The following is a 6,729-nucleotide window of genomic DNA, read 5'->3' as shown; positions in this document are numbered from 1 at the left end:
CGCCGGAGCATCGGCTCCCTCGCGGAAGATTTCATCCACTTCGATAAGATCTTCGCGGATATTGGAGCCTTCGCGGGAGACTTTGTCGAAGGGGTCGAGGGTGCCTTGGCGCAAAGCCTCCCTGATCTCCTTGGCCGTTTTGAGGCCTAGGTAGTCATTGCCGTGGTAAACGTTCCAACGTTTTTCCATACGGGTCGACTGTCTCCATCCCTGGATATATTTTGACTCCGATCTGTCATCGGTCACCCCGTAAGAAAGTGGAGTCTTTTCTTGTATCTTTCGGTAAGGAAAGAACTTATTGGGCAGAAGGCATGGGACTACGGGCACTTAGCCCGCGGCCCGGAGCCCGAGCGGGGCCTCTTCGAAAAGTTGAAAAGGCAGGCGGATGATCAGGCGGAAGGCTGCAAAATCTGCCGAGCTTTGCGGCGGAGGCACGAGTTCGATGGCAATCGAACCTTCATTCTGTTCGACGAAGGCCAGGATTGCATTCATGCCGATGCCGCGCCCGGAGATATCACTTAATTCCCGAGCGGTGGACATGCCGGGATGAAAGATGAGGGCCGCGAGGGACATGGGATCAGGCTGTGAGCCTTCCGGCAGGATTCCAGCCTGGACGGCGGCATCCTGAATTCTGCGCAGGTGAAGACCCCGGCCATCATCCATGCATTGCAGTTCGAGTTCCTCGTCAACCCTTTGCATGGTGACCCGAATCGTACCGACCGGATCCTTGCCTTGCTTCCGCCGCTCATCAGCGCTTTCCAAGCCGTGGTCCATGGCGTTGCGAATCAGATGAATGAAGATCTTGCGGAAGATCTGCTCGGCGCGTTGACTCAGGCAAATGCCGCCGGTTTCCAAAGCGATGCGCGGCACTTCCTTGCCGAGATCACGGGCTAGCACCAGCACAGAGCTGAAGAGTTCTTCGAAGACCGCCCGCGCGTCCTTGAAGACTTTTCCATGGAATAGCGCACGTATTTTTTCAAGAGCCGCCGCGCTGGTTCCCTGCCAGTCCTTAAGATCATGGTAAAGCTCTTCGAGTTCAGCGACGGAATACTCCACCATCCAGGCCTTCTCTGGATTGCGGCCGAGTCTGTTTTGTGCCAGGAATTTATAGTGATCGACTCGCTTTTGAATCTCTTTCATCATGCTCCGTATTCTCGGAAGATCGGGAAGCTCGGTGTTTTGCGCTTGGATCAGGGTCTGCTCCGCGTCATGGAACATATGGCTCAGGTTTTTCAGATAAAGGCTGCGCGACAAGCCTTTTAAAGTATGCATATTGATGAAAAGAAGCTTCAGCTGTTTAGGCGTGAGAGCCTTTTTTTCCGCCTTCGCCATGAGCATATGGCACTGTTCCAAAAGCTCATCGGTGGTCTGCAGAAAATGCTGGAAGCGTTCCGGCGGTGTATTCATGATCTCGGCGATATATTCGAGTTCCTTCTGCTGCTCCTGGTTATGCTGCTGCAGGCGCCTGAGGTCTGTGACGTCGCGCATGGTCACAAGGATCTTATCGACTCTGTTGTCCGTCGTTACGATAGGATCCCAGGTCAATTCCAGGACCCGCAGCCTATCCGCAGCTTCCTTCCGCACCATTTCAAGGGGCAGGGCCTCCTGGTTCATGGAGAAATTCATGACATCTTCGCCAAGGCTCGCATTCATGCAGCTGATCGCCTGGCTTTTTTGATCCGCAGTCAGATCAGAATCCGCCAGCATCAGATCCACGACGTCCGCCGTTTCCAGATGCGCCCTGTCGAAGAACTCATAGACTTTCTTCGAATGATCCTTATGCGCCTTCCGATTCTGCTGAATCATTAGGATGCCGACCGGGATGTGCTCCATGATGGAGCGGATGTCACGGGTCTTTTCTTCCACCAGTTTTTCAAGGTTATTGTTCAAAGTTTTCAGGTCTTCCGATAGGGAGCGGATTTCTCTTTCCGAATGTTTGACCGTGACAAAGGCATTCGAGAAGCGGCGCGCGAGTATGAAGGACTGGAAGATAATGAAACCGAAAAGCCCGCCGGCCGTCAGCATCGGCGAGGAGATGATCTCGCGAATGGCGAGGATATCATGAACACCCGTCACCGCAAGAATGCTCAGGCCGAAAATCATCAGGCGGCCTTCCTCCTCGCGGCGTCTCCAGGATTGATAGACGACCTTCATCACATACACGACAAGGAGCAGCGAGAAGAAATGATAGACGTTGGCAAGGCCGACGAAGATGCGGCTGCTGGTGACCAGGGTGGTGGCCACGAACGCCAGCGAGATCGCGATCGAAGCCTGGCAGACGCGGCGCGAAAAGTTCCCGCGGAAAATATAATAGAAATACCAGCTGTACGAGGCCACGCCGATGACCCAGGCGCTGTTATAGATCCGAAGGCGATGATCAAATCCAAGGTCAGGGAAGAACAGCATGATCAACCCATTGCGGGAAGTCGCATGCCAGAGGGCTGTGAAGCAGACCATCGAAGCGAACCACAGAGTCGAGGGATCTTCGGTGCGCAGAAGGAAAAGGCAGAGGTGATAGACTCCCATCACGACAAGGCCACCGACGATGAACACATCGATCGCCACCTTCTGATTGCGATCGCGGCTCAGGACTTCCAGGCTTCCGAACTGCGGGGCGATGGTGATGCCGCAGAGGAAGATTTCAAAGTTGCTGACCTGGATGATCAGATCGAATTCCGGGCTCTTCGGCTCGATCTCAAAGATACGGGTTGCCACGCCGCCCTCGGATGTGTCCGCCGTGGTCCCGACTTTTCCGAGGTGAGCGACTTCGGTGCCATCCAAGAAAATGCGCGAGGCGGACCAGATGGAAGCATCCATGAAGAGTCCCAGCTTCTGTCCCGGGTCCACCAGGACCTTCAGACGATAGGTGGCATAGCCCATCGTTTCGTACTTCGCAGGATCCTGGGACCAGATTCCGGGGACTTTGATGGAGGTCTTGGGACGCTGAGAATCTTTGAGGTCTGCCGGAGTCAGCAGCTCCTTCCAATAAAAATCCCAGGTGCCTTGAGCACGGATGGGTTTGGAAAGGTCCTGGCCCCTGAGATCGAGAACACCATCACGGGCCCGAACTTCAGCCTGAGCAGAAATGAATGGCAATAAGGCCCATAAAAGAAGCATGGCCCATGCGTGTTTCACGATGCCCCCTGTGTGCGCGTCTTCATCTTAAACATCTATATTATAGTGGCGAGGTTGCTGGCGCGAGGCCTAACCAGTCTTTTTTACTTATTGCCCCGCTGCAGCGCCGGGACTAGATTCAGCCAGCGATCGGCCACAAAGGGCCTGATTAAGGAGTTTTTTGCATGAAACTGAAGGCTGAAGAGCTAAGAAGCCCGAAAACAATTACGATTTCCGGTGATGAGCCCTGGCTCCACCTGATCTATGAATCGTTTGGAATGAAAGCGGCCGGCCCCGATGCGCGACGCATTACCGGAGCTTTGACTGTGACACCTAGCACCTATGGACTCTACGATGTGACGGGCGAAGTCCAGTTCACGCCAAATGTGTCATGCAGTCGCTGTGAAGACATGATCCCTTGGGAGATCTCGCGGAAGATCAAGGTGCGGTATCTCGAACAGAGCCCGGTGGAAGACGAGGAAGAGGAAGTCGAACGCGACCTCGAACCCTCGGATATGGATGCCTATTACATAGACGCCCAGGGCATGATCGATCTGGAAGTTGTGATCAACGACTTCATTCAGACGGCTTTGCCGTCACGCCTTGTCAAGACGGCAGCGGATGGCAAGTCCTGTCTTATCTGCCATAAAGACGTAAGCGAGCGCACTGTTTTTCAGGATGCGGTGAAGCCCGAGGAAAGCCCTTTTGCCGTGCTCAAGAATTTAAAGTTGCCTAAAGACTGATTTCCCTTGCCCTGCCCGGTCTCCGGGTATAGCTTGGTCGAGCTTTTTTCAAGGGAACTTGTTCCCTAAAAAACAGGAAGCGAAAGCTGGAAGGTCAGTCCGATTCGGGCTGGAGTTGTTCGCTTCCGAAGTTTAAACCTTCTCACTTTTTGGAGATCCCATGTCCGTTACGATCAACATGAAGCAGCTGCTCGAAGCCGGTGTCCACTACGGTCACCAAACCCGTCGTTGGAACCCTAAAATGGCTCCATTCATCTTCGGCCAGCGCAACGGCATCCACATCATCGACCTGCAAAAGACTGTGAAAATGTTCCAGCGCGCCTGTGACTTCCTGGAAGCCACAACCGCCCGCGGCGGCCACGTGCTCTTCGTTGGCACCAAGCGCCTGGCTCGCGACCTCGTGCAGGAAGAAACCAAGCGCACCAACCAATTCTTCATCAATCACCGTTGGCTCGGCGGTACGCTGACCAACTTCCAGACCATCCGCGTTTCGATCCACCGCTTGCGCAAAATCGAGCGTATGTCGACCGATGGTACGTTCCAGAAGCTGACTAAAAAAGAAGCTCTGAACCTGTCCCGTGAAAAAGAAAAACTCGAGATGGTTCTCGGCGGTATCAAAGATATGCCTGGTCTGCCAGCCGCTCTGTTCGTGGTCGATGCCCACAAAGAAACGATCGCGATCAAGGAAGCCAAGCGCCTTGGCATCCCTGTCGTCGCTATTGCCGATACCAACGCTGACCCCACCATGATCGACTATCCGATCCCAGGCAACGATGACAGCCTGCGTTCGCTGCAGCTTTTCATCGGCACCGCGGCTCAAGCCTGTGCTGAAGGCCGCGCTCGCGGCAAAGGCGGTGACGACAGTGAAAAACCAGAGCGCGGCTTCGCCGTTCAGGAAGGCAGCTTCCGTGACGACAAAGGCAACCGCGTGAACGTCGAGAAGAAGTAATCTCACTCAGTCTGCTCCGCAAGGGGCAGCTTTTGTATGTCCCTCCCTCGCCCCGGCACTTGCCCAAAAAATGTCATAATGGCATTTGTTCTGACCTTTGACTTGAGCTAGGATGCCGAGGCGCTAAAGAGGGTGCGGGCCATACCGGTCTACATAAATTGCGAACATCATCTTCAAAAATAATTTGGGAGGTTACCCCGTGACAATTTCAGCGAGTATGGTGAAAGAGCTGCGCGAAAAAACTGGCGTTGGCATGATGGAATGTAAAAAAGCGCTGGAAGAAAACCAAGGCGATATGGAAAAAGCCATCCTTTGGCTCCGTGAGCGCGGTCTGTCGCGCGCGGCGAAAAAAGCCGATCGCGTGGCCTCCGAAGGTATCGTGAAGGTTCTCGTGAGCGACGACAATCGCACGGGTGTTGTGATCGAACTCAACGCGGAAACTGACTTTGCCAGCAAGAACGCTGAATTCGTCAAATTCGCTGACGACGTTGCGAAAGTCGCTCTGCAAAATAAAGTGGGCGACCTCGACGCTTTGAATAGCCTGAAAATGGGCAGCGACACGGTTGAAAACAATCTGAAAGGCCTGATCGCCAAGATCGGTGAAAACATGCGCCTGCGCCGCGTGGCTCTTCTGACCACGAACAAAGGCACTGTTTCCGGTTACACCCACATGGGTGGTAAAATCGGTGCTCTCGTTCTTCTGAACGGCGCTGAAGGTCCTGAAGTTCAGGAACTCGGCAAGGACCTTGCGATGCACGCCGCTGCCGCCGCTCCTCGCTACCTGAAGTCGGACGAAGTCAGCCCCGAAGAAATCGAAACGGAAAAAGACCTCGGCCGCAAAGCTCTTCTTGAGCAAGGCAAGCCTGAGAATATGCATGACAAGATCCTTCAGGGTCAGATCAACAAGTTCTTCAAAGAAATCTGCTTCACCGAGCAGGCTTTCATCAAGGACCCTTCGCTGAGCGTCAGCAAGCTCGTCGCCGAAAAAGGCAAGGGCGCGACCTTGTCCTCCTTCCACCTCTTCAAACTGGGTGAAGGCATCGACAAGAAGAAGGAAAACTTCGCGGATGAAGTCGCCGCGGCTCTCCGCTCTTAATGAAAAGAAGAAACCCCGAGGCGATCGGGGTTTTTTTTGCCTTGTGTCCGCATGTTCCTTCTTTTCTCCGCAATGAAAAACCTGCCGCGAGAGGCGTCAATGAGTCAAGCACAGTACAAACGAGTCATGCTCAAACTTTCCGGTGAAATGTTGGGGGGCGAACGTGGATTCGGTATCGAAGGCGACGCACTGCAATTTGTTGCGCGCGAGATCGCCGATATCCAAAAGCTGGGCGTGGAAGTCGCCATTGTCATCGGTGGTGGTAATATCTGGCGAGGATCGCGGGCAGCTGGCTGGGACATGGACCGGGCCAATGCCGACTACATGGGCATGCTGGCGACTGTGATCAATAGTCTGGCATTGCAGGGTATTCTGGAAACCAAGTACAACGTCTACAGTCGGGTGATGACAGCGATTCACATGCAGGAGTTGGCGGAGCCTTACATTCGTCGGAAGGCGATCAAACATCTGGCCAAGGGTCGGGTGGTGATCTTCGCGGGCGGAACCGGCAACCCTTATTTTACCACCGACACCGCCGCGAGTTTGCGTGCGCGTGAGGTGAGCGCTGAGGTGATTCTGAAAGCGACCAAGGTCGACGGCATCTATGACCGCGATCCGCATAAGGATGCCAATGCCGTGAAATTCGATGAGCTGACTTACTTCGATGTTCTCAGCAAGAAATTGAATGTCATGGACGCGACAGCGATTACGATGTGCATGGAGGCGGGCATTCCGATTCGCGTGTTCAAACTCGGTGAAGCGGGTTGCGTACGTCGGGCCATCACAGGTGAGCTGGGCGGAACCCTGGTTCGTTGATCATTTTGTAT

At 54.1% G+C, this 6,729-nt stretch carries 6 protein-coding genes; 4 read left to right on the top strand and 2 right to left on the bottom strand.

The genetic code is table 11. The annotated features are described in order from the left end of the window. A partial coding sequence (locus tag VFO10_RS30205; protein WP_325145758.1) for a hypothetical protein occupies positions 1-189 on the bottom strand: 189 nt, incomplete at its 3' end. A gap of 138 nt (positions 190-327) precedes the next feature. Further along, positions 328-3,135 (bottom strand): 7TM diverse intracellular signaling domain-containing protein, encoded by a 2,808-nt coding sequence (locus VFO10_RS30200; protein ID WP_325145757.1) that lies wholly within the window; start codon positions 3,133-3,135, stop codon positions 328-330. Positions 3,136-3,299: 164 nt separating this feature from the next. On the opposite strand from VFO10_RS30200, the gene VFO10_RS30195 reads away from it, so the two are divergent. The 4 genes from VFO10_RS30195 to pyrH all read left to right on the top strand — a co-directional run bounded on the left by VFO10_RS30195 (position 3,300) and on the right by pyrH (position 6,718). After that, positions 3,300-3,857 carry a YceD family protein gene (locus VFO10_RS30195; RefSeq protein ID WP_325145756.1) on the top strand — a complete coding sequence of 186 codons (558 nt, stop codon included), beginning with the start codon at positions 3,300-3,302 and terminating at the stop codon, positions 3,855-3,857. A gap of 160 nt (positions 3,858-4,017) precedes the next feature. After that, positions 4,018-4,806, top strand: a complete 789-nt coding sequence (gene rpsB / locus VFO10_RS30190) for a 30S ribosomal protein S2 (RefSeq protein ID WP_325145755.1) — start codon at positions 4,018-4,020, stop codon at positions 4,804-4,806. Between the two features lie 199 nt (positions 4,807-5,005). Beyond that, positions 5,006-5,902: a translation elongation factor Ts gene (tsf, locus tag VFO10_RS30185; protein ID WP_325145754.1), complete on the top strand. Its 897-nt coding sequence runs from the start codon at positions 5,006-5,008 to the stop codon at positions 5,900-5,902. A 99-nt stretch (positions 5,903-6,001) separates the two neighbouring features. After that, entirely contained in the window at positions 6,002-6,718 is a 717-nt protein-coding gene (gene pyrH / locus VFO10_RS30180; protein ID WP_325145753.1) for a UMP kinase, read from the top strand. The last annotated feature ends 11 nt before the right edge of the window (positions 6,719-6,729 follow it).

Origin of the sequence: Oligoflexus sp., assembly GCF_035712445.1 — a bacterium.
Lineage (GTDB): Bacteria > Bdellovibrionota_B > Oligoflexia > Oligoflexales > Oligoflexaceae > Oligoflexus.
Note: the sequence above shows the minus strand (reverse complement) of the source record. Positions and strands in the feature narration are given on the sequence as shown.

What these genes read in the sequence shown, in the direction of transcription:
- VFO10_RS30195 (WP_325145756.1), top strand. Translation starts at nt 3,300, where the DNA reads ATGAAACTGAAGGCTGAAGAGCTAAGAAGCCCGAAAACAATTACGATT.
- pyrH (WP_325145753.1), top strand. Translation starts at nt 6,002, where the DNA reads ATGAGTCAAGCACAGTACAAACGAGTCATGCTCAAACTTTCCGGTGAA.
- rpsB (WP_325145755.1), top strand. Translation starts at nt 4,018, where the DNA reads ATGTCCGTTACGATCAACATGAAGCAGCTGCTCGAAGCCGGTGTCCAC.